This window comes from Citrobacter youngae, from assembly GCF_003818115.1.
GTDB lineage: Bacteria > Pseudomonadota > Gammaproteobacteria > Enterobacterales > Enterobacteriaceae > Citrobacter > Citrobacter youngae.
On sequence record NZ_RPOI01000006.1, the window covers coordinates 32,829 to 58,277 of the forward strand.

At 48.5% G+C, this 25,449-nt stretch carries 23 protein-coding genes; 7 read left to right on the forward strand and 16 right to left on the reverse strand.

What is annotated here, in order from left to right; genetic code table 11:
• Nucleotides 1-29 precede the first annotated feature (29 nt).
• The 3 genes from melR to EHN13_RS24270 all read right to left on the reverse strand — a co-directional run bounded on the left by melR (nt 30) and on the right by EHN13_RS24270 (nt 3,052).
• Nucleotides 30-968: a transcriptional regulator MelR gene (gene melR / locus EHN13_RS05660; protein ID WP_048212965.1), complete on the reverse strand. Its 939-nt coding sequence runs from the start codon at nt 966-968 to the stop codon at nt 30-32.
• Nucleotides 969-1,303: 335 nt separating this feature from the next.
• Complete coding sequence (locus tag EHN13_RS24455) at nt 1,304-2,431, reverse strand: sigma-54 interaction domain-containing protein (RefSeq protein WP_269149343.1); 1,128 nt, start codon at nt 2,429-2,431, stop codon at nt 1,304-1,306.
• Between the two features lie 6 nt (nt 2,432-2,437).
• Nucleotides 2,438-3,052: a PAS domain-containing protein gene (locus EHN13_RS24270; RefSeq protein ID WP_232034679.1), complete on the reverse strand. Its 615-nt coding sequence runs from the start codon at nt 3,050-3,052 to the stop codon at nt 2,438-2,440.
• Between the two features lie 380 nt (nt 3,053-3,432).
• Here EHN13_RS24270 and dpaL point away from each other — a divergent pair, with 380 nt between their 5' ends.
• The 4 genes from dpaL (at nt 3,433) to EHN13_RS05685 (ending at nt 8,891) form a co-directional block, all read left to right on the forward strand.
• Nucleotides 3,433-4,647, forward strand: coding sequence for a diaminopropionate ammonia-lyase (gene dpaL / locus EHN13_RS05670; protein ID WP_124021042.1), 1,215 nt, complete (start codon nt 3,433-3,435; stop codon nt 4,645-4,647).
• Nucleotides 4,648-4,680: 33 nt separating this feature from the next.
• Nucleotides 4,681-5,865, forward strand: a complete 1,185-nt coding sequence (locus tag EHN13_RS05675) for a YgeY family selenium metabolism-linked hydrolase (RefSeq protein WP_048212963.1) — start codon at nt 4,681-4,683, stop codon at nt 5,863-5,865.
• 68 nt (nt 5,866-5,933) lie between these two features.
• Complete coding sequence (locus EHN13_RS05680; RefSeq protein ID WP_061068407.1) at nt 5,934-7,526, forward strand: N-acyl-D-amino-acid deacylase family protein; 1,593 nt, start codon at nt 5,934-5,936, stop codon at nt 7,524-7,526.
• A gap of 78 nt (nt 7,527-7,604) precedes the next feature.
• Nucleotides 7,605-8,891 carry an MFS transporter gene (locus tag EHN13_RS05685; protein ID WP_048212961.1) on the forward strand — a complete coding sequence of 429 codons (1,287 nt, stop codon included), beginning with the start codon at nt 7,605-7,607 and terminating at the stop codon, nt 8,889-8,891.
• 864 nt (nt 8,892-9,755) lie between these two features.
• Here the strand turns inward: EHN13_RS05685 and EHN13_RS05690 are convergent.
• Nucleotides 9,756-10,214 carry a GNAT family N-acetyltransferase gene (locus EHN13_RS05690; protein WP_048212960.1) on the reverse strand — a complete coding sequence of 153 codons (459 nt, stop codon included), beginning with the start codon at nt 10,212-10,214 and terminating at the stop codon, nt 9,756-9,758.
• Nucleotides 10,215-10,340: 126 nt separating this feature from the next.
• On the opposite strand from EHN13_RS05690, the gene pdxR reads away from it, so the two are divergent.
• Complete coding sequence (gene pdxR / locus EHN13_RS05695; RefSeq protein ID WP_116360818.1) at nt 10,341-11,810, forward strand: MocR-like pyridoxine biosynthesis transcription factor PdxR; 1,470 nt, start codon at nt 10,341-10,343, stop codon at nt 11,808-11,810.
• A gap of 228 nt (nt 11,811-12,038) precedes the next feature.
• A complete protein-coding gene (locus tag EHN13_RS05700; RefSeq protein WP_121584942.1) occupies nt 12,039-12,764 on the forward strand; it encodes a GNAT family N-acetyltransferase in 726 nt (241 codons plus the stop codon).
• Nucleotides 12,765-13,098: 334 nt separating this feature from the next.
• On the opposite strand, the gene EHN13_RS05705 is transcribed toward EHN13_RS05700, so the two are convergent.
• The 8 genes from EHN13_RS05705 to EHN13_RS05740 form a co-directional block, all read right to left on the reverse strand.
• Nucleotides 13,099-13,428, reverse strand: a complete 330-nt coding sequence (locus tag EHN13_RS05705) for a TA system toxin CbtA family protein (RefSeq protein WP_057064441.1) — start codon at nt 13,426-13,428, stop codon at nt 13,099-13,101.
• Between the two features lie 20 nt (nt 13,429-13,448).
• Complete coding sequence (locus EHN13_RS05710) at nt 13,449-13,766, reverse strand: type IV toxin-antitoxin system YeeU family antitoxin (protein WP_007870247.1); 318 nt, start codon at nt 13,764-13,766, stop codon at nt 13,449-13,451.
• 17 nt (nt 13,767-13,783) lie between these two features.
• A complete protein-coding gene (locus EHN13_RS05715; protein WP_001548165.1) occupies nt 13,784-14,005 on the reverse strand; it encodes a DUF987 domain-containing protein in 222 nt (73 codons plus the stop codon).
• Nucleotides 14,006-14,013: 8 nt separating this feature from the next.
• A complete protein-coding gene (gene radC / locus EHN13_RS05720) occupies nt 14,014-14,490 on the reverse strand; it encodes a RadC family protein (protein ID WP_057064440.1) in 477 nt (158 codons plus the stop codon).
• A gap of 15 nt (nt 14,491-14,505) precedes the next feature.
• Nucleotides 14,506-14,985 (reverse strand): antirestriction protein, encoded by a 480-nt coding sequence (locus EHN13_RS05725; protein WP_081014411.1) that lies wholly within the window; start codon nt 14,983-14,985, stop codon nt 14,506-14,508.
• A gap of 853 nt (nt 14,986-15,838) precedes the next feature.
• Nucleotides 15,839-18,034 carry a DEAD/DEAH box helicase gene (locus tag EHN13_RS05730; protein ID WP_124021032.1) on the reverse strand — a complete coding sequence of 732 codons (2,196 nt, stop codon included), beginning with the start codon at nt 18,032-18,034 and terminating at the stop codon, nt 15,839-15,841.
• Entirely contained in the window at nt 18,031-19,347 is a 1,317-nt protein-coding gene (locus EHN13_RS05735) for an ATP-binding protein (RefSeq protein ID WP_015063045.1), read from the reverse strand. Before EHN13_RS05735 ends, EHN13_RS05730 begins: the two co-directional genes overlap by 4 nt.
• A 3-nt stretch (nt 19,348-19,350) precedes the next feature.
• Nucleotides 19,351-21,660 (reverse strand): tellurite resistance TerB family protein, encoded by a 2,310-nt coding sequence (locus EHN13_RS05740; protein WP_108168718.1) that lies wholly within the window; start codon nt 21,658-21,660, stop codon nt 19,351-19,353.
• Between the two features lie 573 nt (nt 21,661-22,233).
• Here EHN13_RS05740 and EHN13_RS05745 point away from each other — a divergent pair.
• A complete protein-coding gene (locus EHN13_RS05745) occupies nt 22,234-23,157 on the forward strand; it encodes a phage exclusion protein Lit family protein (RefSeq protein WP_226999296.1) in 924 nt (307 codons plus the stop codon).
• 301 nt (nt 23,158-23,458) lie between these two features.
• Here the strand turns inward: EHN13_RS05745 and EHN13_RS05750 are convergent, their stop codons facing one another.
• Genes EHN13_RS05750 through EHN13_RS05765 form a run of 4 tightly spaced genes read right to left on the reverse strand, consistent with a single transcriptional unit; the run spans nt 23,459 to nt 25,372 of the window.
• On the reverse strand, nt 23,459-23,926 hold the full coding sequence (locus EHN13_RS05750; RefSeq protein WP_015063048.1) for a hypothetical protein: 468 nt from the start codon (nt 23,924-23,926) through the stop codon (nt 23,459-23,461).
• A gap of 24 nt (nt 23,927-23,950) precedes the next feature.
• On the reverse strand, nt 23,951-24,394 hold the full coding sequence (locus EHN13_RS05755; RefSeq protein ID WP_057064437.1) for a YfjS/YafY family lipoprotein: 444 nt from the start codon (nt 24,392-24,394) through the stop codon (nt 23,951-23,953).
• On the reverse strand, nt 24,394-24,630 hold the full coding sequence (gene ypjK, locus EHN13_RS05760) for a protein YpjK (RefSeq protein ID WP_015063050.1): 237 nt from the start codon (nt 24,628-24,630) through the stop codon (nt 24,394-24,396). The genes EHN13_RS05755 and ypjK overlap by 1 nt, the downstream gene beginning before the upstream one ends.
• Before the next feature lie 40 nt (nt 24,631-24,670).
• On the reverse strand, nt 24,671-25,372 hold the full coding sequence (locus EHN13_RS05765) for a DeoR family transcriptional regulator (protein WP_124021033.1): 702 nt from the start codon (nt 25,370-25,372) through the stop codon (nt 24,671-24,673).
• Nucleotides 25,373-25,449: the final 77 nt, after the last annotated feature.

Sequence of the window (25,449 nt, forward strand, 5' to 3'; positions counted from 1 at the left end):
GTAAAATAAGAGATAGATTTGATAGTCAATTATCCCTCCGCATAAGGTGGATGATTTCGGCGTTGCTGGCTGAGCTTGCGATACTGCTGAGGCGGCATACCGACGTATTTATGAAATGAGCTATAAAATCGACTGCTGGAGCGAAAACCCGCAATCATCGCGATATCCAGAATGGTTTTATCGGTGTCGCTGAGTAATGCCCGTACATGGTTGATGCGCATCGCCGTAATATATTGTTTCATCGTCAGTTGCATTACGCGATGAAAGATACCCATCGCATAATTAGGATTAAGTTTGACGTGATCGGCAATGGCCTCGACGGTCAGCAATTTGTCACAGTTGGCGGCAATAAATTCCAGCATCTGGCTGACGTAAAATTGTGAATGCCGCGAAATGCTGTTCTTCTGGGTTCGTGCAGTTTGGTTTCCCAATACTGTCCGCCAGCCTGAGAGGCTAAACCGCTTGAGCATCAGGGCGATTTCATCAATGGCTAACTGACGAATCTGTTCGTTATCGCTGTTGAGTTCATTTTGCCAACGTTGAACCTCAAAAACGCTAAGCTGCTGGGATGCCGATGAGGTAATCACCCTGCCGTGCGTCACGTGATTAATCAGCTCTCTATCCAGCGGCCAGGACAAAAATAAATGCATGGGCAAGTTGAAGATAGCCATTTGCTTACAGTGCCCGGCATTCGTGAGCTGATGAGGGGTACACGCCCAGAATAGTGTGATAAAGCCTTGTTTGCTCTGTACCACTTCGTCATTGAACAGGTACTCAACATCACCATCAAATGGCACATTCACTTCAACCTGGCCATGCCAGTGACTGTAAGTCATGGCCAGCGGCTCCCGCAACTCGACATCCATACGCTGATACTCTGAATAGAGTGCCAGTGGGCTACGAGTCTTTTTTTCATAGCTGCGACACATATGGGGATCATGCGGCAGCTGCGGAATACTTTTAGCCATTACGGGTTGGTTCCTGAAGAGTGAATTTGACCTTGTGGTAGCGCCAAAGCATGCACATAGCTTAACCGAAAAAAATCACCGTTTTCTCTCCATTTTCGCGAAATTATTCCCAAAAACTCAGATCCTGTGCCTGTTGATTGCCGATCTGAGATAGCGGGAATGGCGAGTTTTAATTTTAAAAGCGCTCAACCATAAGGGACTTTGCTGTACCTGTGGGATGGCGGCTCTGACGCCCTATCCGGCCTACTAAAGCTTGTAAGACGTAGGCCTGATAAGCGAGCATTGATGATCGGCAGTATTGGATAATGCAGATTTTGTCGTTGAGAAGGCGAGGCTCATAAGCCATAGAGTTTTAGTTTTCGGTACAGCGTCGCAATGCTGATCCCCAGTTCTGTCGCGGCTTGTTTCTTACCCTCAACGCTTGAACCAAATCGCTGTATGACGTTTTCAATGGCATCTCTCTCTGCTTGTTTGCCCTGGTGGGCAAGCTGGCGAGGTTGCGCCATCATTGTGCTTTTTCTGCCATCGGCTGCGGTAAGCAGGTAAGGGGGCAGATGGCTGGCGTTGATCCCGGCGGCTTCTCCGCGCATGACAAAAATGTACTCGATGACATTGCGCAGTTCACGGATGTTGCCCGGCCAGTGCCAGGCATAAAGGCGGTTAATAACATCATCGGGAAGTTTTTGCGGCGGTCGCTGATAGCTTAGCGAAAATTCATCGGCAAAATATTGTGCCAGGACGGCGATATCCGCCCGGCGTTCACGCAGGGAAGGAAGTACCAGAGGGACCACGTTCAGGCGATAGAAAAGATCTTCACGAAACTGATTATTCTCGACCATCGCGCTGATGTTTTTGTTGGTTGCGGCAATAATCCGCACGTCAATATTGATGGTGTTGTTAGACCCCACACGGGTGATGGCTTTTTCCTGCAGTACCCTGAGCAGCTTGGCCTGCAAATGCAGTGGCATATCGCCAATCTCGTCGAGGAACAGGCTACCCCCATTGGCCAGCTCAAATTTCCCCACACGGCCTTTGGGATCGGCACCGCTGAATGCGCCGCGTACGTAGCCAAACAGTTCGCTTTCCAGGAGTTGTTCAGGGATAGCGGCGCAGTTGATGGTCACGAAAGGGGCGGCTTTACGCGGGCTGCTCTGATGAATAGCAAATGCCACAACTTCTTTACCTGAACCACTTTCCCCGGTGATCAGTACACTGGCATAGCTGTTGGCGATTTTGCTAATGGTACTTCTGAGTTGTTCCATTGAGGGGGAATGGCCAATAAGACGTACCTGTGTGTCAGACTCATAGGGCGAGGGAGCAATCGTGCTCAGGTAGTCGTGCGCATCGCGAAAGATAACCATAGTTAATCGGTCGTTATCCAGTGACGAGAGCGAGATTTGTTTACACAGCACATGGTGTTTTTGCCCTTCAAGTGTCAGCCATGCTTCCTCATCGCCATACAAACTGTCTCAGGTCGTTTCAATGGTCAGAGGTAATCCCTGAACTTCACGGTTAAGTATGCGATCTGCTGAATGGTTGGCATGCCAGATGCGGCCCTTGCCATCGATGGCCACAACGCCGCGATCCATTGCATCAATCAGACGGCGAAAGGCACCGAGCGTCTCCTGCGCGCGTAAGCGTTCCAGGCATTCAAAGACCTTACTGGAGATCATGACGGCAATTTGCTCTATAAACGTGACAAATTTATCGATCTGGCTAAGCAAAGTGTCACGCTGTGTTTGCGTTGAGCAAATAATGCCGATCACCCCAATGACGCGGTTATTGAGAAAAATAGGGGCGTTCAAATCCAGCATTTCAGAGCAGTAATGGTGTTTTTCACACAGTTGACATAGAGGATGTTCACCGGGGTTTTTGATCAAAACCGTCTCACGGACCTGCAAAACATGCCGATAGATATAACCATTTTTTGCCACGTTCTCATTGAGCATATGTCGGTATTTACCGGTGCCAGCAATGCGCATTAAAGATTCATCAATGATTTCTACATCAGTCCCGGTAATGCCGGAAATAGCGTCGGCATAATTGCATATATCATCCTGGATATTGCTCAGTACTGAAATCATGATACTTCTCCGGTAAGGTGTCTCATTTCTCAAGGAAAATGATAAATAGGCGAATCATTGCAAAATTGATTTGCGAAAAATCAATCTAGCGTATTGTTTTTGGATGTTTTTTTAATTTTATCCTTCGTGATCACACTATTTATCATTTATGAGAATTTATCAAAACCAGGCGATAAACTAACGACGGCTGTTTTTACCTTGCTATCATTAAAAATTGATTAATGTATTGAAATAAAAGAATTTATTAAATTATTTCTAGTTTTTTCCTCATTTTCTAAAAAACTGGTAAGCATTTTGCTTTTATGGATTACCGATAGCGTAAATAACTCTGTATTACACCGATTACAGGGAATGAATTACCAGGATAATGAGGTTTTATGATGCAGCAAAACTTATCATTTTTTATCAACCAGACGCCGTTTACCGAGCACCCTAACGCACCTCTGGCCCCCTTTAGTCGCCAGGAACTGGTAAAAGCGTTGAATTTTCATCGGTCTATTCCGGGATACGCTCCAACACCGCTGTATACGTTGCCGGCACTTTCACAAAAACTGGGCGTAAAAAATATTTACCTCAAAGATGAGTCTCAACGTTTTGGCCTGAAAGCGTTCAAAGCGCTGGGCGGCGCCTACGCGATGGCATGCCATATCGCGGAATTAGTGGGGAAGGATATCAGTGAATTGCCGTTTGATGTCATGACCAGTGAAGCAGTACGCCATGACCTGAAGACCGTGACGTTTGCCACCACCACCGATGGTAACCACGGGCGCGGAGTGGCGTGGATGGCGCGCCAGCTAAAGCAAAATGCGGTGGTTTACATGCCGAAAGGATCTTCACAGCAGCGGCTGGCATCTATCCGCAATGAAGGCGCTACCGCTGAAATCGTGGATATGAACTATGACGATGCCGTGCGTATGACCGCAGATCAGGCGCAAAAGTATGGCTGGATCGTTGTGCAGGACACGGCCTGGGAAGGGTACGAAAAGATCCCGCAGTGGATTATGCAGGGCTACGGCACGCTGATGCTGGAAGCGATTGATCAACTCCATCAGGTCGCCCCGACGCATGTTTTCGTTCAGGCCGGTGTGGGTTCATTTGCGGGAATGGTGCAGGGTATGGTGACGGCCGCATGGGGCGAAAATCGTCCGAAAGTGATCGTCGCCGAAGCGTTAATTGCCGACTGCCTCTACCGTTCAGCCCGTGCAAAAGAGGGGGATGCTGTTGCGGTAGGCGGCGATTTACAGACCGTGATGGCGGGTCTGGCCTGTGGTGAGGCAAACAGCATTGGCTGGAAGTTACTGCGTGATTATGCCACCGCATTTGCTTCCTGCCCTGATGAAGTTGCGGCGCTGGGCATGCGTATGTTGGGCAACCCGCTGGCGGGCGACCCACAAATTATTTCAGGCGAGTCTGGGGCCGTCACGGCAGGTCTTCTGGCGCTGTTGATGACCTCCCCGGATTTGGCCCAAACCCGTGAGCAACTGGGTCTGGATGAGCATTCCCGCGTGTTGCTGATAAGTACTGAAGGTGATACCGACCCGCAACAATATTTGGATATTGTCTGGGGCGGTCAGTACCCGGGCATCAATAAATAATTTCCTGATTGAGAGTATTAACGGAGAAACCCCATGTTATCTGCAACCCGTATTGAAGAAGTTATTAAAAATTGCCAGGCGCTGATCCAGCAAAAAAGTTATTCAGGTCAGGAAGGGGACGTGGTAAATGCCATAAAAATAATGATGCAGCATTACCAGTTCGACGACATCCATGTTGATAAATACGGCAATATCGTTGGCGGTATTGTGGGAAATCAGCCGGGGAAAACGCTGGTTCTGGATGGTCATATCGATACTGTGCCGGTGAACGAAGAGAAGTGGACCCGCAACCCGTACGGCGGTGATATTGACGATGGCAAAATTTATGGTCGTGGCACCACCGATATGAAAGGTGCTGTTGCTGCGATGATCTCCGCCGTAGGTTTTTTCGGCCAGGATACTCAGCGTAATTTCGCCGGGAAAATTTACGTCGCCTGTATCGTTCATGAAGAGTGTTTTGAAGGCATTGCCGCTCGTCTGGTCAGTGAGCGCTATCAGCCTGATTACGTCATTATTGGCGAAGCTTCTGAACTGAATCTGAAAATCGGCCAGCGTGGTCGTGCTGAAATTGTGGTTGAAACCTTTGGTAAACCTGCCCACTCCGCCAACCCGCAGGCAGGAATTAACGCGGTGTACAAAATGGCGCAGTTGATCGACAAAATTCGCACCATCACTCCGCCAACCCACCCGGTTCTTGGCCCCGGTATCCTGGAACTGACAGACATTAAATCGTCGCCGTATCCTGGCGCATCAGTGGTGCCGGATTACTGCCGCGCCACTTACGATCGCCGCTTGCTGGTGGGCGAAACCAAAGAAAGTGTTATTGCGCCACTGGAAAATGCACTTGCAGAGCTAACCGCCCAGGACCCGCAGTTCAAAGCCCGCGTCTCTTACGCGGTTGGCAAGGAGTCTTGCTATACCGGCGCCACCATTGAGGGAGAGCGGTTCTTCCCTGGCTGGGTGTACGACGAGTCTGACGAGTTCGTGCAGGCCGCTCTGGCAGGCGTTCGCGAAGCGGGTTTCTCGCCAACGATTACTCAGTACTCATTTTGCACTAACGGCAGCCACTATGCGGGCGAAGCGGGAATCAAAACCATCGGGTTTGGGCCGTCGCGTGAAAACCTGGCGCATACCATCGACGAGTATATCGAGATTGATCAGTTGACCGGATCGGCCCGCGGCTATTACAGCATCATCCAGACACTCTATCGCCGTTAAAAAATAAAGATAAATACCTCTTACCTTACAGGTGGTGCTGCTACGCGGCACCGCAATGGAGAATAACGATGAAAACCATTTTTAAAAACGGAAATGTGATTGATGGAACGGGTAATCCAGGCCGAATTGCCGATGTAATGGTTGATGAAGGGCATATTGTCGAAATTGGTCAAATTGATGTTGGCGTCAATGAACAGGTTATTGATGCAACAGGGAAAATTATTTGTCCGGGCTTTATTGATACTCACACACACTCTGATCTGTCAGCCATTATTAATCCTGCGCTGTCAGCGAAAATCCGCCAGGGGATTACTACCGAGTTGCTGGGGCAGGATGGCGTAGCGCTGGCACCATTGCCGGAGGAATATATTCCGGCATGGCGTAAAAATATTGCTGGACTGGACGGCGACACCGACAAAATTGACTGGAAATATAAAAACACGGACGGTTATCTCAACCTGTTGGCATCCCGACATCCGGCGACAAACCTGGCATATCTGGTGCCACACGGTAACGTACGCATGGAAGCGATGGGCCTGGATGGACGCCCTTCCACGCGTGAAGATGTGGCGAAGATGTGTGAAGTCCTTGAACGTGAGCTAAAAGCCGGCGCGTTTGGTCTTTCAACTGGGCTTATCTATATGCCGTGTGCTTTTGGTGATACCGCTGAAATGATTGAGTTGTGCAAGGTCACGGCGAAATATGACGGGATCTTTGTGGTACACCAGCGCAGTGAGGCTGACGATATCATCAGTTCAACGCAGGAACTGATCGATATCGCTAAAGCCACCGGCGTCTGGTTGCATATTTCACATATGAAGGTCTGTGGGAAGAAAAACTGGGGGCTGATTGACCAGATGTTGGGCATGCTGGAGCAGGCCCAGGAAGAGGGGATCCGTATCTCTTACGACCAGTATCCGTATGTGGCGGGCAGCACCATGCTCGGCGTGATCCTGCCTCCGTGGGTCCACTCTGGCGGGACGGACAAATTACTTGAGCGTCTGGCCTCGCCTGAATTGCGCGCCAAAATGATAGAGGATATCCAGCAGGGCATTCCTGGTTGGGATAACTTCATTGATTTTGCAGGCCTGGATCAGATTTTTGTCACCAGCGTCAAGACAGAGAAAAATCAGGATGCTGTTGGTCTGAACCTTGTTCAACTGGGGGAATTGCGCGGTAAAGATCCGTACAACGCCACCTTCGATCTGTTGTTTGAAGAAGAAAACGCCGTTGGCATGGTCGATTTTTACGGCACTGAAGAGCACGTCATTAAGTTTCTCTGCCGGCCGGAACAGAACGTGTGCACTGACGGACTGATGGGCGCGGGTAAACCACACCCACGTGTGTTTGGCGCCTTCCCGCGCGTGCTGGGTAAATACGTGCGTGAAGAAGGATGCCTGAGCTGGGAAGCGGCAATCCGCAAGATGACAGGCAAACCCGCTGAGGTGTTGGGTCTGCAGGATCGCGGACTGCTGAAGGTAGGGTATGCGGCGGATATTGTGATGTTCGATCCCAAGACTATTGCGGATAAGGGGACATTTGTTGAACCTAATCAGTATCCGGAAGGGATTGAAATCGTGATGGTTAATGGACGCATAGCCTTAATTAATGGCACGGAAAGTTATGCCTGTAGCGGTACTGTTATCAGAAAACAATATTAATAAATAACGCTAAACACGCATGGATCTATCGCGACCATTTATGGCCGCGGTAGATCACTACACCCCAAGGACATCACAATGAACCTACAAACATCTTTACCTTCAGGTAAACCTAAGACCTGGAAAGCAAGATATACCGTCCTGACATTAATCTGGCTGGCATGGCTACTCTCGTTCCTCGACAGAATGGTCATGAGCGTTTCGTTGCCTTATATCGGCAAAGATTTAAATCTTGATACAACTCAACAAGGTTTAATTATTAGCGCCTTTTTCATTGGTTATGCCGCGTTCCAAATCCCCGGTGGTTTACTGGCGGATAAGTTTGGCTCACGTAAAATTATGGCTATTGGTATTGCCTGGTGGTCAGTTTTCACCAGCTTAACCGGTGCGGTATTAACGCTGCCGTTGATGCTGGCTGTTCGCTTCTTCTTCGGTATTGGCGAAGGGTGCTTCCCATCAGCTTCCTGGAAAATGATTTCCACCTATTTCCCTTCGAAAGAACGCGGTCGAGCTACAGCAATTCAGTCAACGGTAAATACCTTAGGCCCCGCACTGGCGGTGGTGGTCGCTGCAAGTATTATCGGGGCGTTTGGCTGGCACATGGTCTTTATTGTGCTGGGGATCCCGGGCCTGTTTATTGCTGCGGGTATCTACTTATTCACACGTGACAACCCGAAAGATCACCCTGCGATTACGCAACAGGATCTGGCCGATTTAGCCGCTGACGATCAGGGCGGCCTGCAAAATACGAGCGCTATCGCGTTTAAAGACGTGCTCAAGATGCCGGTGCTCTGGCAGATGGCCAGTATCTGGTTCTTGTTTGATATCACCTTCTGGGGGTTTTCAACCTGGTTGCCAAGCTACCTGATTACCGTGCGTGAATTTTCACTGGCGAAAACGGGAGTGATGGCGGCAATTCCGTTCCTGTTTGGCGCGGGTGGGACATTAATCGGCGGATATTGCTCAGATAAATTCAAACCGATGCGCAAGACGTTGTATGTCGTGACGTCGGTTATTGCGGCGGGCTTCCTGTATCTGACCTTCAGCGTCAGCAGCGCGGATATGGCGGTGGTTTATCAGTGTATCTCTGCGCTGTTTATGTTTTTTGCCATGGCGACATTTTGGGGCATTTTAATGGATACCATCCCCAGCAATATCATGGGGCGGGCTTCCGGTATTGTTAACTTTGGCGGTCAGATGGCGGGGGTAGTTTCTGCGCCGATTATTGGCTGGCTTATCCAAAGCAGCGGCGGAAGTTACAACAGTGCATTTATCTTTATGATCGCCGCCCTGTTATGTTCCGCTGTGGTGACGTTGACCGTAAAAGGTTCGCATGCCGTAGGTGCAATACCCAGTAAAGCCTGATTAGTGTCAAACGCCTGTGGCTCTGCTGTTCCAGAGCCACAGGATTTACAGTTATGCTGTTAAATTAAACCTTTAATCGCTCTCTCTAAGAAAAACAATAGTAGTTTTTTTAAACTGCAAAAATAAGATGTCTTACTGTTTATTTCTCCTGGGTCGGGATAGGTGCATATAACATTGTTATTAGGGTAACAATTTGTATAGGCGTCAAGGTGATTTAAAACTCTGGCTATTTTATATATCTCTTTGGTGGATGAACTACATTTAGAACAATTGCATTGTCACTCGATATTTTCAGGGTTAATTATTAATAATAAAACAGGAGACTATGACAAAGCCAGGGCTGCGTAAGTTGCTATTCCGGCACCCTGTTTTTCTCCTTTATGTGTGAAAGTAACGCGTTAATGTTGGGAAAACATCCCGCCTGGTTACACTATTATTTCACTACCCAGCTCCTCAAACATCTCCAGATCGCCAGTTAGCCAAATTGATATCACCCAAAAGTATGAGAAAATATATTTACTGATATATTATCTCATGCCGCACCGATGCAACCCGGCGGCTTGTTTAGAGGCCGCTCCGGCAATATAGAGATGCAAAACAAGTGTAGGGACATTTTATGTGAAAATAAAACTCATGAGCAGTAAGATATATGCAACGTGTTGAGAATTAATGTTTATTGATGGGAAGTTTAAAATATATGAATATGTCACTTTTTAGCGTAGCGGGTATTTGGTCTCAGAAATCTGATGATTTCGGATTCTGCGGCTTTGCGAAACAGAGCCGCAGACGATGTGTTGAAAAATGAAGGTACAGTACGGGGGGATGTTTACATAGAACTACCCGATTAAATGGGTATTATTTATTTTACATACGGTACTCGATCATCCCACTCTTGCTGGCAACCCAGTCATAAAGGCGCTGACCGCGGAGGTTTGTTTCATGTGTGTGCCAGTATAATCTTGCAGCATGGCGCTTGCGGGCGTGTTTTTGAACATACTCGATAAGCTGCTTGCCGATGTGTTTGCCCCGGGTTTCTTCACTAACAAATAAGTCCTCCAGATAGCAATAATCAGACTCCGCCCAGGTTGAGCGGTGAAAGAGATAATGTACCAGACCGACAATTTTACCGTCAGATTTTGCGACAGCGCAGAAAACAGGCTCCACAGGATTGAGAAAACGCCCCCAGGTTAATTGTGTGACCTTGTCTGAAATTTCAGTACGGTAAAAAATCTGGTAATTTATCCAAAGCGGTAGCCAGCCCGCGTAGTCTTGCTGGGTGACGGGTTCGATAGTAATCGGCGCAGTTGTGTTTTGGTTACTCATAGGTCTCCTGATAATTTTAGTCAGAGTGGTTTTCTATGGCGGTTATCCTAAATATTGCGTAAGCCACCGCAAAGAGACACTTTGCAAATATTTCCAGGATCCACTTTTAACGTAAGAGTGAGTGCAATGAAAAAAAATAGTGCACCTTTATTTCAGGAGCTTTTTTTAGAGCAAGGCGTTATTAAGGAACAGGTGTACCATGCGCTACGCAACGCAATCGTAGAAGGCCGTTTGCCGCCAGGGACAAAGATACCCTCAACCCGGGGACTGTCCGAGATGATGTCAATTTCACGGAACTCGGTAATTGCGGGTTATGACCGGCTGTTAGACGAAGGGTATATTCAGACGCGCAAAGGTGCTGGAACCTTTGTCACGCCAAGTCTTCCTGACCGCAGCATCAGCGGTCTTTATCCTGAATTACAGCAAGGGGATGAACTGCCTGTTGATGGGCAGCTAAATGCGGATATCGTATCCGTTCGTGGTTTATGGTCTGGCGATGTTGAAGGGCGTGAAATGAACCGTCTGTTTGCCGTCGGTGTGGGCTGTACCGATCTCTTTCCTCATTCATTATGGGGCAAGTTACTGGGACGAGTCTGGAGACAATCCCGGCATCAACTCGGCTCTCATACCAGCCCCTGCGGTTTTTATCCCTTACGGAAAGCAATTTGTCACTACGTGAAAACAACGCGAGGGGTTAACTGTAGTGAAGATCAGATAATTATCGTAAACGGTATTCAGCAGGCGTTAAATATTACTGCCCGGGCGTTGCTTACAAAAGGAAATGACGTTTGGCTGGACGACCCTGGTTATAAAGGTGCGCGCGGGGTATTTATGTCAACAGGGGCAATTGTGAGACCTGTGCCGGTGGATAACGAAGGAATGAATGTTCAATACGGCATTGATCATTTCTCTCATGCGAAACTGGCCTATGTTGTTCCTTCCGATCAGTACCCGCTTAGCGGGACACTCAGTTTATCCCGACGACTTGAGCTACTGGAATGGGCTCGGGTTAACCGGGCATGGATATTTGAAGATGATTACAATAGTGAGTTTCGTTATGCCGCACGCTCTTTGCAAGCCTTGCAGGGGTTAGATCAGCATCAGCGGGTAATATATTCAGGGACATTTTCAAAAATGATGTACCCAGAATTTCGTTTAGGTTTTTTAGTTGTTCCGCCAGGATTAAAAGAACAGTTTATCGTGACAAAATATTTTTCCGATATTGGCTCCAGTTATCTTGAGCAGGCGGTACTGGCGAGTTTTATTGAAGAAGGACATTACGCCAGCCATGTACGACGGGTTCGTAAGGCATGCTACGAGAGGCGAACGGCGTTGGTCAATGCTATTCAATGCTATCTTGCCGATAAAATGACCGTTCAGCCTTCTGATTCTGGGGTGCATATTGTCTGCTGGTTGCATGCCGGGTTGACCGGAGATGAGGTCGAACTGAAAGCCAGAATGCTGGGGATGGGGATTCAATCATTGAGTCATTATTATCATGGTGATATCTCCCGGCAGGGGATTATGATCGGTTTTGCGAATCACCCGCCAGAGGTTATTGTTGAGGGAATTCGTCGTCTTGCCCATGCCATGTAGCGTCGCTTTGATGCTGATAGCGATGGCACGTAATAATGTCAGTATTTCTTATTTCCACAACAGTGGCATGACCAGCATTTTTTAATTGCGGATAAGCAATACGGTGCTGATGTTCGGTATAGCATCGTCATGTGGATCTGTTAAAAACATCCATTGTGGTTCTTTTTACCCTGTCAGTTGTCTCTTACTCTGCAGTCATTTGACACTCTATTATGAGAGGTAAATAGCATGTCATCCACGTTTAATGAATTCCAGCAACCCGTTGGTTTAGCGTTACCTGACTGGCAAGGTGCGCGATTTCCTACGGCTCAGCAGATCACCGGTCGTTATTGCAAACTTGAGCGTATTAACGTCGAACGCCACGCAAAGACGCTTTATGACGCCTATTGCGATACGCCTGACTCTCGCGACTGGACCTATCTCGCGACAGGGCCATTCACGACCTTTGATTCTTTCTTAAGCTATTTAACGAAGATTGCGGCGCAGACCGACCCCATGCATTTTGCCGTAATCGATTTGGCCAGCATGCAGGCTGTCGGCACGCTGGCACTTATGCGCATTGATGCATCGAATGGCGTAATAGAAGTGGGTTGGGTGACCTATTCATCACGCATGAAACGTTCGCGGGTTTCAACGGAGGTCATGTCGCTGCTGTTAGACTATGTTTTTGAGGGGCTGGGGTATCGCCGCGTTGAATGGAAATGCGATGCGCTTAATGCGCCTTCTCGTGCGGCAGCAACACGCTTTGGTTTTACCTTTGAAGGCATATTCCGGCAGGCCGTTGTTGTGCACCAGCGTAATCGGGACACCGCGTGGTATTCGATCATTGATAGTGAATACCCAGCGCTACGCGAAGCGTTCACTCTGTGGCTTGATGAGGGTAATTTTGATAGCAAAGGACAACAGATTAAGCGCCTGGCAACGCTGATAAACAATGAAAGCACGACGGCATAGGTGCCAATTTTCTCTGGATTTGGCTGGATGTTCTCGGTCTGTAACGGGCACAAAAAAGCCCGCAGGGCTTGTGCCGCGCGGGCTTTCAGGACTTCTACGGATGACTCTGGAATCATCTTCGAAGGATTTTGGTGGGCTGGCGGAGTCTGAATTGGTTATGTAACTTGTTGTTTTATAATTTTTAACTTTCAATTCAAATTTTATTTTGGTCCTATTGTTGGTCCTAAAAGAAAATGTCAGGTTTTTTTGCAGGGGAGGGGAGGTTACAGCAGGAGCTTCTTCGTCTGCGAGATTAGCATTTTGCTTTCCTTTAGTCTGCTCTGTATTTAAGCGTTTATTTCACCTTGGCTTTTAGCAATCCGGTAGAGCGCCTTGCTCGCAGAATATCCACTACGGAAAGATACGGGGTCTGCTCTTGCCACGAAAATCCCTTCCGGTCGATACGAACTAGTTCGTACTTATCCACCAGAAAGTTGACTGCATCGGCCAGGGTGATCCCTGCATCAATATGTTCCTTAATAACAGTTTGATCCCAGAACGGCGTATCGTTCAGGGTCAGACCATAGTGTTTTTCCAGTAGCCGTGTAAGAAGCATTTGCCAGACTGCAACGGGCGACAGACAAGGCTTCGCCGCCCGAGAAATTGTAGCAGGTAGAGTTTTCATGTTTGCTCTCGTGAAATTCGTTAGCGTTGAGTGGGATAAATGGCGATATATACGTAGCCGCAACTACCAAGGGTATCGGCTTCGCAGGTAAAACCGTTGTGGTACAGAGTGACACAGTGGGCATGGCGAGGATTCATTTCACCAGTAGTCAGCATTGATTCCATCTGACTGATAAAATGCGGGAATGCGACATCCAACTTCAGGCATTCGGCATCACTAAACTTACCGGTGATACTTGCCCGGTCAGCCAGATAGTGCAGCCGGTTGCCCTCCTGCACCAGACGTGCTCCCAGGCGCGGCGTGATATCCCGCTGCAGACCCCATGTGGTGTTGTTCATTTATAACCTCTTTATTGTCAGTTCAGGGTGATACTCATCAGGCAGGCGTAAGGCCCGTTGCGGTCCTGGCGGCGTTCGGCGTACACAGCCAGGACTCCTGTGATATCCGGAACATCCCTTCCGGTGTAATGGCAGACGCTACCGTGCCACTGATATTTTCCAGTGCAGTAGCGAAATATTCGGGACTCAGGATGCTGGCGAGATATCGTCATTGCCCGGCGTTTACTGATAATTTTCATGTAATACCTCACAGCAGACCGTGTTCTGCGAACGAATAGATTTGCCTGCCACCGACAATCAGATGGTCAGGGACGCGGATATCCACCAGCTGAAGCACCTGCACCAGTCGCTGCGTGAGGGCTTTATCGGCCTGGCTGGGTGTCGTCTCGCCGGAAGGATGGTTATGGGCCAGTATCACTGCTGCCGCGTTAAAGTACAGGGCACGTTTAACCACCTCCCGGGGATGCACCTCGGTGCGGTTAATCGTGCCGGTAAAGAGCGTCTCATGGGCAATCAGCTGATTCTGGTTGTCCAGATACAACACCCGGAACTCTTCCCGCTCAAGCGCGGCCATATGCAGTCGCAGCCATTCACGGACGGCGTGTGTGGAGGTGAAGGCCACCCCGGGCTCATGCAGATGTCTGTCCAGAACCCTGAGTGCCCGCTGGATGAGACGCCGGTCCTGTGGCGTTATCTCGCCGGGTAAAAAGGAAAGCTGTTTCATTTGTTGTTCCTCCGGTCAGTCAATGATGCGCAGAATGGCGTGGGCTTCTGGATGCTGCAGGGCGTAGTCCCGCAGACGGTAATAGTGCGCGGTCATCGCGTCACACTCTGTACGGCAGGCGTGATGGCTGTACTCAATCAGGCAGACGGCAATACCTGCGGCTTCTGCGCTCATTTCCACGCCATTACCGTTCAAATTATTGAACAGACTCCATGTCTCATTGCGGTCAGCATCGGGTGCCATAAAGGCCCCGCCGTTGCTCAGCGTGTAAAACTGCCAGATGCCACCGCTGTAATCCGCGCAGACGCGGTTCATCCAGGCGAAGATGCGGGGCTCCAGGGTTATCCACTGCGGAATAGTGCCGAAGTGCTGCGGCCAGAAGCTGATACGCATTCCATCAGGCATCACAGTGGCATGAAGTAATTGATCTCCGGTCGGCTCTTTCTGGCTGTGATTATGATGATCATTGTGTTTTGACGTTGTGTCGTTATACATAGTGATTTTCCTTTCGGTTATTACAGCCGCAGATATGCCGCAGGCGGGTTTCCTGTCAGGGCTTACAATGCGGTATATGAGAAATTCCCGCGAACGGGATATGGATTTGGAGAGAATGGAGAGCGTAAAGTCAGGCTATCTGGCCCCAAGTACCGGTGTGTTTTTTGCCTGCAGCTGAATGAACAGAACGAGCATGTTCTCCGTCATCAACCACAGTGCACTATTGAGCTTCACATCCCCGTCGATACGCCAGCGTGACGTTACGATAAAATGTTTATCCACCGACAAGGGGCGATCATCGGCTCGTACTGCTTAGGGTGTGAGGTATCGAAGTCAGCAATTGCTCAAAGGCCTGAGAGCAGCCAGATTTTTGCATACGGAGATCTCTGCGTGAAAAATAAAAAACCTCGCAACCAATAATGGATGCGAGGGATTCACAGAGATAATATCTATATGAAATAATTTATAATTCAAGCAGATAACTTAAAGCTGTAGTTGCGTCAATTATAAATTTCAGATCGTGGGTGACTGGCAGCCATGTGCCAAAAGTGGACACTGTTCACAATATCGAGTTAATCATTGGATATGTTGATCGCTCCCATTGAAAAATTTCACATTATCCAATATATCAATGTTGAGGCTTCCCTCTTACACCTCTAAAGGATAACTATCATGGGTCTTAAACCTGGTCCAAAACCAATTGCTAAATCGACAGGAAAACCGGATCAACGTCGACGTGATAATAAAGATACTCCTGGTAATACCCCGGGACTAAAGCCTAGTAAATCTACAGGGAAATAAAAAATTCAGGGTATATATGTCTTATTTATACCCTGATTACATATCCAGATTACTAAAGATGTTTCTGCAACCAGATGCGCGTACCTTCTGTTTCATACGCCTTTGCACCATACCCTTTCGCAAGAAGGGACTCTGGTAAATACTCGTCATATTTATCTAAGTACTTTTCTGGAACATCTGTGGCAAGATCAAATGCAGATGGCAAGCCTGACAACAGCATTTCTTTGAGCGCGTGCTGAACGGAAGCTACACTGGAGTTATCGATTTCTATAACGCCAGCAAATGAATTTGCTTTAAAACCACAACGTATGAGCAAGGCTGTAATCGTATGGACAACTTTATCCCCCATCCAGGGTATTACGTAACAGTGTTGTCCACTCGTAATAAAACACTCATTTTGAAGTTTAAAACGCTGAAAGTTACTACAGCCTTCCGCAAATAGGTTTCTGGCGGCAGTATCGGCATAATCTACTTTCTTGCTACCTATTGCTATGCGGTAATCACCTTCCCTATAGATAGCGAGCATTTCCTGACGAACGGCATCATGAACAGACATACCCCCCCCACTAAATTGTGGTGGCTGACCGCCTTTGGTTGCCTCTACATAGATAACTTTTTTCTCTGTCTCGATCTCTGTCACTTTCCAGCGCCGCCCACCGAAGATGATGTGTTGGTCTGGTAGCAGTGGGGAGTCCACAGGCACTGTTCCAAGGGTTCTGTTTCCGGTGATAATGCGGAACTCTTCGGGTGTATTGAACACGGCATAAAAAGTGTAATGGTTAGTCAGTTTCTCCCCCTCTGCCCCAACAACCATTTCGCCGCTAGCAAGTTGAGTGAGTAGGCCACATGCTCCCATATGTTTAAGCAGGCTTTTGAAATCGTTTAAATCTACATTTCTGAACGGCCCTGTCTGGCATAGTTGTGACCAGAGCTGGTCGGCACGAACTCCACCCCATTGTGCGGTAATTGCAAGAATCTGGTGTAGCAGCGTGGAGTAATGCATCTGCCGGGAATCGGCAGGCTCAAACCATTGTTTAGAGATCATCAACCTGATCATTGCCATCGACTGCACCAACTGGAGTCGTAGGTGATCAACGATACTGCTACTCACAGTAAGCTCATTTTCTGTAATTAGCATTCTGAGTACTGACGGGGAATCGCGTCGCCCAGAACGCCCCATACGCTGGCGCAAACTGGAAACAGAATGCGGAGGCGTAACTTGGATAACCGACTTAACCTTACCGATATCAATTCCCAACTCAAGCGTCATTGTACAAACAGCTGTTGTGGGCAAATTTCCTTTCTGAAGACGAGATTCAAGCACCTCACGTAATTCCTTGGCAAGGGAACCATGGTGGGGGAAAAATTCATTCGGAACAATTTGTTCCTCACACATGTCGCTCAGCGTTGCCGCAATGCTTTCAGTGCGTTTTCGGCTGTTTGCAAAGACCAAATGAGAATCGCCACGGCAAAGTCTAAAAATGTCAGCGCAGACGTCATGTTCAGCTGAACTCTGAAGTTCTTCCTCATTTTGGATCACTCGCTCCAGGTACCCTTTGACCTGAACCTGAAGAGTGGCCATGCTATTACTATCTGTAACAGTTACGCAGGGGAGTCGTTTGTCCGGGCGCAACATTTCGGGCACTTTCTCCAGTTCCCCCAGCGTGGCACTCAACGCAACGCGGGGAATTGGATTTACCTGGCATCCTAGCACATGGTCAATTCTATTGAGCAGAGAAAGCAGCTGTACACCACGCTCTGAACCAATAAAAGCATGAAACTCATCAATAACGATGTATGCGACTGAAGAAAACGCCTGTTTGAGCCAGCCCATTGAATTTATGAGCAAAGACTCAAGTGACTCAGGTGTAATCAGTAAAATGCCAGCAGGGTTCGTCCGAGCCTTCTTCTTTTTGCTTTGTGGTACATCCCCGTGCCAGGGAGTCACTGGCATTTCCAATGCATCTCCAAGGCTCCCAAGACGACGGTACTGATCGTTAATCAATGCCTTCAACGGACTGATATAGACGATGCCAAATCCATTCGTGAGATCTGCAACTGCCGAACAGGCAGGAAGAAAGAAAGCCTCTGTTTTACCCGCTGCTGTACCTGCACTGATTAGCACGTCTCGATCACGGGCTAAAATTGCCGGGATAGAACTCTCCTGCAAGGGCCTTAATGTCGACCACCCCTGCTTGTAAACCCACTTACGGACGCGGGGATCGAGGCTATCGTAGGCACTGCTCATAGTTTGAAGTTCGCCAGTCCGTCGTCGTCATCGCTTTCCTCCGTAGTGGTGTCATCCATATCGCTGGGCCGGTCCTCTTCAATCGCCACACCCTCGATTAGTGTTTGCCAGTTCATCGTTCTGTTTTGTTCCAGCACGGCCAGCATGTCCAGGAAACCTTTTATGGTATTACGGGGGGTACGGAAGTAAGCGTCTCCAATGGTTTTACTACAGTGATGCAGGAATCCAGTCAGTGCCTCATCTGGTACCAGATAATTCTCTGGATCTCCACCGGCATAAACATGACGAAGATTTCTCAGCAAAATATACAGTTCCTCAGGGGTGAGGCTGGCAAGATGCAAAGTGGGGGATGAGTAGTCAATCACTCCTGCTTTTTGCGCGAACCGGTTTTCCGCCAGACGCGACTGGAGCGCCTCATAGCTGTAAAGACCTTTACGCGGATCGAAAAGAAACTCTGGCGTACCCCCGAGGATAAAACCAATGTTCTCGGCTGAGCCTTGCAGGCAGTCATTCAGGATCCGCAAAATCTGTTCGTAGTTCGCTGTTCTTGCTTGCGTATTATTCAGCTTAAAGAGGTTCACCATTTCGTCGAGGCTGACCAAAAGACCGGCATAGCCTGCCTGGCGGACAAAAAGGCTCATCAGCTTCAAAGAATCATAGAATGATGCGTCTGAGATAATAGTCCGAACGTCGAGATCGTTACGGGCATCAGTTTTGGTGGTGTACTCTCCCCGCAACCAGCGAATAGCATTGGATTTTAGCGTTTCGTTATCCTGCTCATGCCCGCGCCAGAATGCATCAATGACCTTCGCAAAGTCATATCCACCCACCATATCTGACAGAGCTGCCAGGCGTTTATGAATAACTGATGAAACCTCGGAGCCGTCCGTGTCCGCTTCCTTTCTTGCCTCCGTAACGAATCTTTCAACAACGCTAAGTAACGCATTACCATCCGGCTTGTTTCTGGTGGACATGTTTTTCATAAGCTCAGAATAGAGATTACGAGCCTGACCTCCCGATGAGTGAATGCGTCTGTCAGGAGAAAGGTCTGCACTGACTGACACCAGCTTCTTCTCTAGCGCAATAGAGCGCACAACACTCAGAAAGAACGTTTTACCAGAACCATATTCACCGATGATAAGTCTGAAGCTTGCACCACCGTCAGCAGTCCTCTCAATATCCTGGTGGAGAGCGGTGATCTCATTCACGCGGCCAACCTGGATATGCTGAATGCCTATCCTTGGCGTTACACCTGACTTAAGTGACTGAATAATAGCGTCACGTTCTTTCACTCTTATACGTGTTACAGACATTCACTATCCCTCTAATTCTTTGGCAATTTCCAGGTCAACCCAGATATCATCATCGGCATCGTCCAGTACTGGAGCATCAACCACCGCATAGGACCAGTCATTGATCACCTCAAGCGCACCGCCGAGCATCAAATTCAAATTTCCGCACAATTCTGTCGCCTCTTTTCGGGACCACTGTTCTTTCTCCAGCAAACTGCGATAAAGCTGGCTATGTGCGGAGTCAAGCCCCCCCGCCTCCGTTGATGAGGCTGGAGCTCTTTCTGGCTCTTCCGGTTCTTCTTCGGTGAAAATTGTGTTCAGCAATTTACGAACATCATCCGTGGCAGATTCGTGGCGGGCAAGTACATTAGCATCCAGTGTGAACCCTGCTGCTGGCTGATCAGTTGGTACAGACGAGACGAGATCATGTTCAGTTGCGGAATGCTGATGGATATTGCTCGAGACAGATGAGGGATCCAGCCCCAAACTTGAATAAATCTTCTCAAGCTGTTTGATTTCGGCAGGCGCTATTGTCCCATCCGAACAGGCAACACTAACGATAACCTTACCCACAGCAGCTTTTTCCGCGGCCCCCATCAACTCAATCCTACTTTTCATTCCTGTCATATTGGCTGGGGTATGAAGTTGCCACGTTAAATACGCATGTAGAGAGCGTTTTTCATCATCGGTGAAGCCAGGATTGTTGTTGATGGCATTCTCAAGCACTTTCTGTTCAGCTTGATCAAGAGAATCGTCAATCAAGGCGACCATCGCCCCTAATCTGAGCGTCATTACGGCTGAGATAAATTCAGGAGAAGGTGAGAAGCGTCCACCTTCGGCGGCAGGGAATAGAACAAGTGTCCCATCAACATCCGCCTTTACATGGTGATAATACGGGTCAGGTGCCAGACCGTAACCCATCTTCAGAGCAAAGGCCTGCATCAAATCGGCCTCTTTTTTATTGATCTTATTGGGGCAACTGGCATTCATATGTGCCCAAAAGTCAGCAACTGAGACTAGCCCCTCCTTGACGAGGATCGCCTCATCAGCCCAGCGTTTGAATGAGCTTAATATTTTTTCTGCGCTTTCATTAACGATCTCTGAAGGGAGCAGCATAATTGCAGCCGTATCATTGACTGACGTACCTTTCCTACCAAGGTAGCGACTATAAGCATCAAGTTCATCTGTACATATATCGGCAAGAGCCATAATTTTCTGGACAGGGCTCTTCAACGCACTTGGATCAGGCAGGTCGGGAACAGGAAGTCGAACACCTCGCAAACTAAGACTTGCTGGTGTGTAATCTAACCTTAGGCGTGTTTTATTCGCCTTAACGACCATCCCTTCACCATATTTGAGGGTGTAACGCCGTTTGAAAAGCGCAGCAAACTCTTTAGCACAGCGGCGAGCCGGGGTACGCAGCGAATACTCGGTGTGGTTTATTACCCAGTTCAACGCCAGTTCAGCTGATACAGGAACTCCTTCATGTACAGTTTTTGCCAGAGCCAGCTTAAATTGCATGCTGTTGCTGAAACCTGAATTGCTATCGAGCTCAGTGGCTAAGCCCATGTTCGGGCGCAGAATAGACATGGCTTCGAGTAATTGGGTCGAATATCCACGGAAGGAGCGGTTCTCAATGAATACCGATCTTAACCGAGCGACTTCATTGAACAGATTACGGAACTCAGCATCAGGGAATTTTGGGTCAGTGGAATCTACGAGCGCTTTTCTTTCCAGGCCGTAGAGGTAGATAAAAACATAGCCGATAGGACACGATGGATCAGACCTATCGCTGGCAAGCCAACTGACATACGCACCGCGTGCTTCTGGGGAAAGAGAGGAAAAACTGGGCCAGTATCCTAATGAACTGTCCTCGTAAAGATAAGAAGTAGGTTTTATCTTACATGTGTCATCAATTAATGATGCCTCACTTCCATCGTCATAATAGCCGCCTGATTCCTGACCGGAGGGCTTCATACGTTGCCCCACGTAAATGTGGCCACCGCTAATTGCTACACCAGCTACAGTTATCATCTCACCCGGAAGTACCCATCGAGCTAGAGCACCTGCTGACTTTGAGGTGTTGCGGTAATGATTGGTTGTCACCCGAAGTTCAACACCCCGGCCACCGCTCAATGTAAAAGTTGCAAGGTTATCGTCTTCACTATCATCGTTTCGCACAACCGCCTCTTTTTTCTTGATGTCAGCGAGCCATTCTTTTGGCGGTGCTTTCACGGGGTCTGAAGCATAAGACTTTGGAGATTTACGTTTTTTCTTTCTAAAAAACAACAAGTAAATGACAAAAATCACCGCCAAAAACTTCAATAACTCCATGATATATAACCTTAAAATCATTCTTCACGCATATTTACAAGCAGTGATGAAGGCAGGGCAAGTGGATTAATCTCAAAATAATACTTCTAAATTGCGAGGGTTAAAAGCAAATCACAATTAAAATTAACCCAATGATTTAAATGATAAAAATCATTTAATAATGTGTTTAACCAGCAGTGAAATCTTAAGGTGTTAAAACCTGTTAGGCCATTCGTCTCTAAATGATGTTGTACTACTGCTACGTTAACATGCGAGCAAATGTACTGCGGATGCACATCTGACCACTGTATGATGATACTTACCTATTCGCTGAGAATGTCGGCAACTTTATGGCAGGGAAGCTTTTAGAGACTATACCGTCTCGAATTTCCGTTTATCGCTCTCAGCAGACCTTCAGCATCCTAAGCTTGTCTGCTGTGGGCCAGGAGCGGTCATTTATACGTAGTAGCTCAATGACTGCTTCGTACATAAAGCTGTCATTGGACTTTCTGACCTTACAAAGTAATCTGGCTTGCAAGGAAGCCGACCTTGCGGGACCGGTATAACGCACTGTTATATGCTATAGGAGGACTAGTGGAAACGACAGACATTGTTCGAAAACTTTTTGACGGTGTTGTTCCTGAGAGAGCATCAGAGATTGAATCTATCGCTAACGATTATGATGCCCAGTTCCGACTGATTGCTGACCGCGAAGGATTTAACTTAGATGCTGGAGGGTTCTCCGCAATCCAGTACACCAGCAGATCAATGCGTCAAATGTGGCTTTTCGGTTATGCGGGAAGGCAGGCGTTACATTGTTATTCTTCGTTGATCGTATTGTTCAAATCATTCGGTACCACTCTCGACATAAACGAAATCAACAAGATTCCAGATCAGGCAGCAGAAGATGAAGCCTTCAAGTCGATACTTGATGCAGTGAAAGACCTGAGCACTGCATTTCATGAAGACGACTTTGAATGGCCAGTGGCTATTCCTGATCCTGAGAAGGGTAGGCCGTCAGATTCAGAGCGCGCTGCAGTATATGATCTCACGTGCATGGCTACGGCATATGTATTTTTACATGAACTGAAGCACGTAATTTTCTCAGCTGAAGGAAATGCACCGGAAGACGCGAAGGACGAAGAATATCTGTGTGATCAGTTCGCTAAAGATATGATGATATCCAAGATCGATCAGTACGCCGCAAGCAGTGGGTATCCCCCGGAAAAGGTTAGGATGAAGCGTATGATGGGGATCACTCTAGCATCCGCCTTTATCCTTTTCGCAACAGGAAGAAACCGCCTCGCGGGTTCAGAGACTCATCATCCCATTTACGGGCGTTGGTCGGCGACTGTGCAAGATGTCAATTTACCGGAAGATGACTGGTTCTGGCTGTATTTTTCCTCATTCGCCCTTGCGTTGCTGAAATATCATTCAATAACCATTCAGCCGAAGATCGTAAAGGATTATAAATCGCTATGCTTTGACCTAATCGCAGATCTTGAAAATGGCATATAACAAGGTAATCAAATTCGGTCGCCGGACGCTCATTCCTCGCGCCGTTTATTGCGGGAGTTACTGAGCGGCAGCTTCTGGCACAAAAATGAAATAGAATCTTCTATCATTGAATGACCGCTCTTTGTCTGAAGCAGACCTTATTGACCTTGATTTCTGTCCGCTCTGTGCTGTGAGTTCAACGGGTCAAAGCTCATTCTTATAATGTAAATAATACCGGTCGGGACATTTCAGGCTATGGGTAAAAGAAAACCCCGGCAGCCAGGAGGTTGTCGGGGTTGGTTTGTGGGAGAAAATGCGGGTATCAGTCGTTACCACACTCTCCGGGAGTGGGCAGGACCTTCGCTGCATTCGTCGAGTCAGCACTGAAAGAGCCCGCTTTGCGGTCATTGACGTAGACCTCAAACTGTCGGGCTTTGCGGATATCGCTGATGAAGTCATACCAGGCGTTATCCCCATTTCGCCAGCCTAGTCTGGACGGAATAACGTACTGCTGGTGATTCATTACCACGGTGATCGTGGTGCCGTCATCGTGCGAACTGACCATCCTGTTATCCGTCTGGGTCAGAAAAACAGAATGCTGGTAGAAACCGTTCTGGTCCGGATTTCCCGTGCAATTGATGGTAAACATTTTCCCACTGGCATCCGTCACGTTGTATTCCGTATTGCCCTGTCCATAGCCCTGCTGCCAGAGTCCAGGAACCGCAGAGGCTGTAAAACTGGTAAACAGTGAACATGCCAGTACAAACCGGCTTAGTGAACCTATTGTCATTTCTGTCTCCTTTATCGTTGTTTTTTATTCGTGGTTCTCAGGGTTTGAGGGTATCAGCAGCCGACCCATCAGTTTTCCGTCATGGGAGTACTCAAAGTATTTTTCCTTCGTATACCGGTCCGTAACCTCGTGGTATTCCAGTTTGATATTGTCGGCAATACAAAGCGCATTCATCAGCGGCTGGACGGTTTTTTCCTGCATATCCACGAGGTAGTAGTAACTACCGCCCTCGCAGCCATCGGGCGACTGGCGGGTACGTAAGACCTGCAGGGTGAGACCGGATGAGAAGCCAACCTGTGACCATTCTTCGCTGACATCATCCTGACGACTGACCACATCGCTGAAGCGCGGCGGGGTGAGATCCTTGAACTTGCTGATGGCCTTCAGTTCATCACTTCTGTCATCGCAGGCGCTCAGAAACAGAGTGGTGGCAACCAGTGCCAGCAGAGGTAGTGTTTTACGTTTCATTATTTTTTTCCTGAAATCAGACGAACCACTTTGGCAAAGACATAAATCCCCACAAAAATACCCACCGGTACACCGGCGAACGGCGTCAGTGCAACACTGGCAGCACCGGCTGCACCTCCGCCCGTCAACAGTGCAGCAACGGTGGCAAGTGTCAGGGCCGTGAGGCTGTCGGACACCCCGGTTTTGTTCAGAATGATGACGATGGCAACAATGGCGATAATGGCAATTACGGGCATAGGGCTCCTCCCTGTTGCCGGGTTGATAACAACGCTTACGCTATTCTGGTGGGCTGTCGGCCGGAAAAAACGTAAGCAGTGACTGCTGGATAAAGCGAAAATGGGGTAAGGTCTGAATAAAGACCGGGTCTTCAACAAGACGACACAGACTGTCGTTACGCCGGAAACTCTCCTGCAGGAGCTGAACCAGATGGATCTCATCCAGGGTGAATACGGCGATATGTCCGTCGTGTTCCGCCACCAGACACCAGGCCTGCTGGTGGATGAGTAACCGGCAGGGAGCCAGCCGCTCACAGCGCTGCCCCTCGGCAATCAGCGTCACCCGCCTGCGCCCGGTAATGGCCTGAATCAGTCTCCAGAAAGACAATGCTCCTGAAGACGAAGGAACCGGATTGGCTGGTGCTATCACACAGGGAGACTCATCGCACATCAGCAGAGCGTTCACCAGACGGCGGTCAAGGCCGGGAAAAAGTCCGGCCAGCCCGCTGCGGTGGGCAAAGATAAGCACGTCGGGCACCATCTGCATCTCGCTGCCAGCAGTGCGTAAGCGGCAGTATCCGGACTGATACTCCAGGTCCAGATACATCAGTCGCTCACGAAAATCACGCCGCAGCGTGCGCACTGACACGCCAAACTCAGCGGCCAGTTTGCGCACACTCAACGTTTCACCCGCCACCAGACGGCTGATTATCAGTGACAGCCTGACAGCCAGCCGGTCATGGCGGCGTTCTGCCTGTGTCATGAGAGGTTCTCCAGGAAAGTTAACTGACTGAAAATGATGTGATTACTTTAAACAGGGGGGCGGACAGGGTATGGACA

Bases quoted from the DNA above. Each gene is read 5' to 3' on its own strand.
- melR (WP_048212965.1), bottom strand. From the start codon at position 968: ATGGCTAAAAGTATTCCGCAGCTGCCGCATGATCCCCATATGTGTCGC.
- EHN13_RS24270 (WP_232034679.1), bottom strand. From the start codon at position 3,052: ATGATTTCAGTACTGAGCAATATCCAGGATGATATATGCAATTATGCC.
- dpaL (WP_124021042.1), top strand. From the start codon at position 3,433: ATGCAGCAAAACTTATCATTTTTTATCAACCAGACGCCGTTTACCGAG.
- EHN13_RS05675 (WP_048212963.1), top strand. From the start codon at position 4,681: ATGTTATCTGCAACCCGTATTGAAGAAGTTATTAAAAATTGCCAGGCG.
- EHN13_RS05680 (WP_061068407.1), top strand. From the start codon at position 5,934: ATGAAAACCATTTTTAAAAACGGAAATGTGATTGATGGAACGGGTAAT.
- EHN13_RS05685 (WP_048212961.1), top strand. From the start codon at position 7,605: ATGAACCTACAAACATCTTTACCTTCAGGTAAACCTAAGACCTGGAAA.
- EHN13_RS05690 (WP_048212960.1), bottom strand. From the start codon at position 10,214: ATGAGTAACCAAAACACAACTGCGCCGATTACTATCGAACCCGTCACC.
- pdxR (WP_116360818.1), top strand. From the start codon at position 10,341: ATGAAAAAAAATAGTGCACCTTTATTTCAGGAGCTTTTTTTAGAGCAA.
- EHN13_RS05700 (WP_121584942.1), top strand. From the start codon at position 12,039: ATGTCATCCACGTTTAATGAATTCCAGCAACCCGTTGGTTTAGCGTTA.
- EHN13_RS05705 (WP_057064441.1), bottom strand. From the start codon at position 13,428: ATGAAAACTCTACCTGCTACAATTTCTCGGGCGGCGAAGCCTTGTCTG.
- EHN13_RS05710 (WP_007870247.1), bottom strand. From the start codon at position 13,766: ATGAACAACACCACATGGGGTCTGCAGCGGGATATCACGCCGCGCCTG.
- EHN13_RS05715 (WP_001548165.1), bottom strand. From the start codon at position 14,005: ATGAAAATTATCAGTAAACGCCGGGCAATGACGATATCTCGCCAGCAT.
- radC (WP_057064440.1), bottom strand. From the start codon at position 14,490: ATGAAACAGCTTTCCTTTTTACCCGGCGAGATAACGCCACAGGACCGG.
- EHN13_RS05725 (WP_081014411.1), bottom strand. From the start codon at position 14,985: ATGTATAACGACACAACGTCAAAACACAATGATCATCATAATCACAGC.
- EHN13_RS05730 (WP_124021032.1), bottom strand. From the start codon at position 18,034: ATGAGCAGTGCCTACGATAGCCTCGATCCCCGCGTCCGTAAGTGGGTT.
- EHN13_RS05735 (WP_015063045.1), bottom strand. From the start codon at position 19,347: ATGTCTGTAACACGTATAAGAGTGAAAGAACGTGACGCTATTATTCAG.
- EHN13_RS05740 (WP_108168718.1), bottom strand. From the start codon at position 21,660: ATGGAGTTATTGAAGTTTTTGGCGGTGATTTTTGTCATTTACTTGTTG.
- EHN13_RS05750 (WP_015063048.1), bottom strand. From the start codon at position 23,926: ATGACAATAGGTTCACTAAGCCGGTTTGTACTGGCATGTTCACTGTTT.
- EHN13_RS05755 (WP_057064437.1), bottom strand. From the start codon at position 24,394: ATGAAACGTAAAACACTACCTCTGCTGGCACTGGTTGCCACCACTCTG.
- ypjK (WP_015063050.1), bottom strand. From the start codon at position 24,630: ATGCCCGTAATTGCCATTATCGCCATTGTTGCCATCGTCATCATTCTG.
- EHN13_RS05765 (WP_124021033.1), bottom strand. From the start codon at position 25,372: ATGACACAGGCAGAACGCCGCCATGACCGGCTGGCTGTCAGGCTGTCA.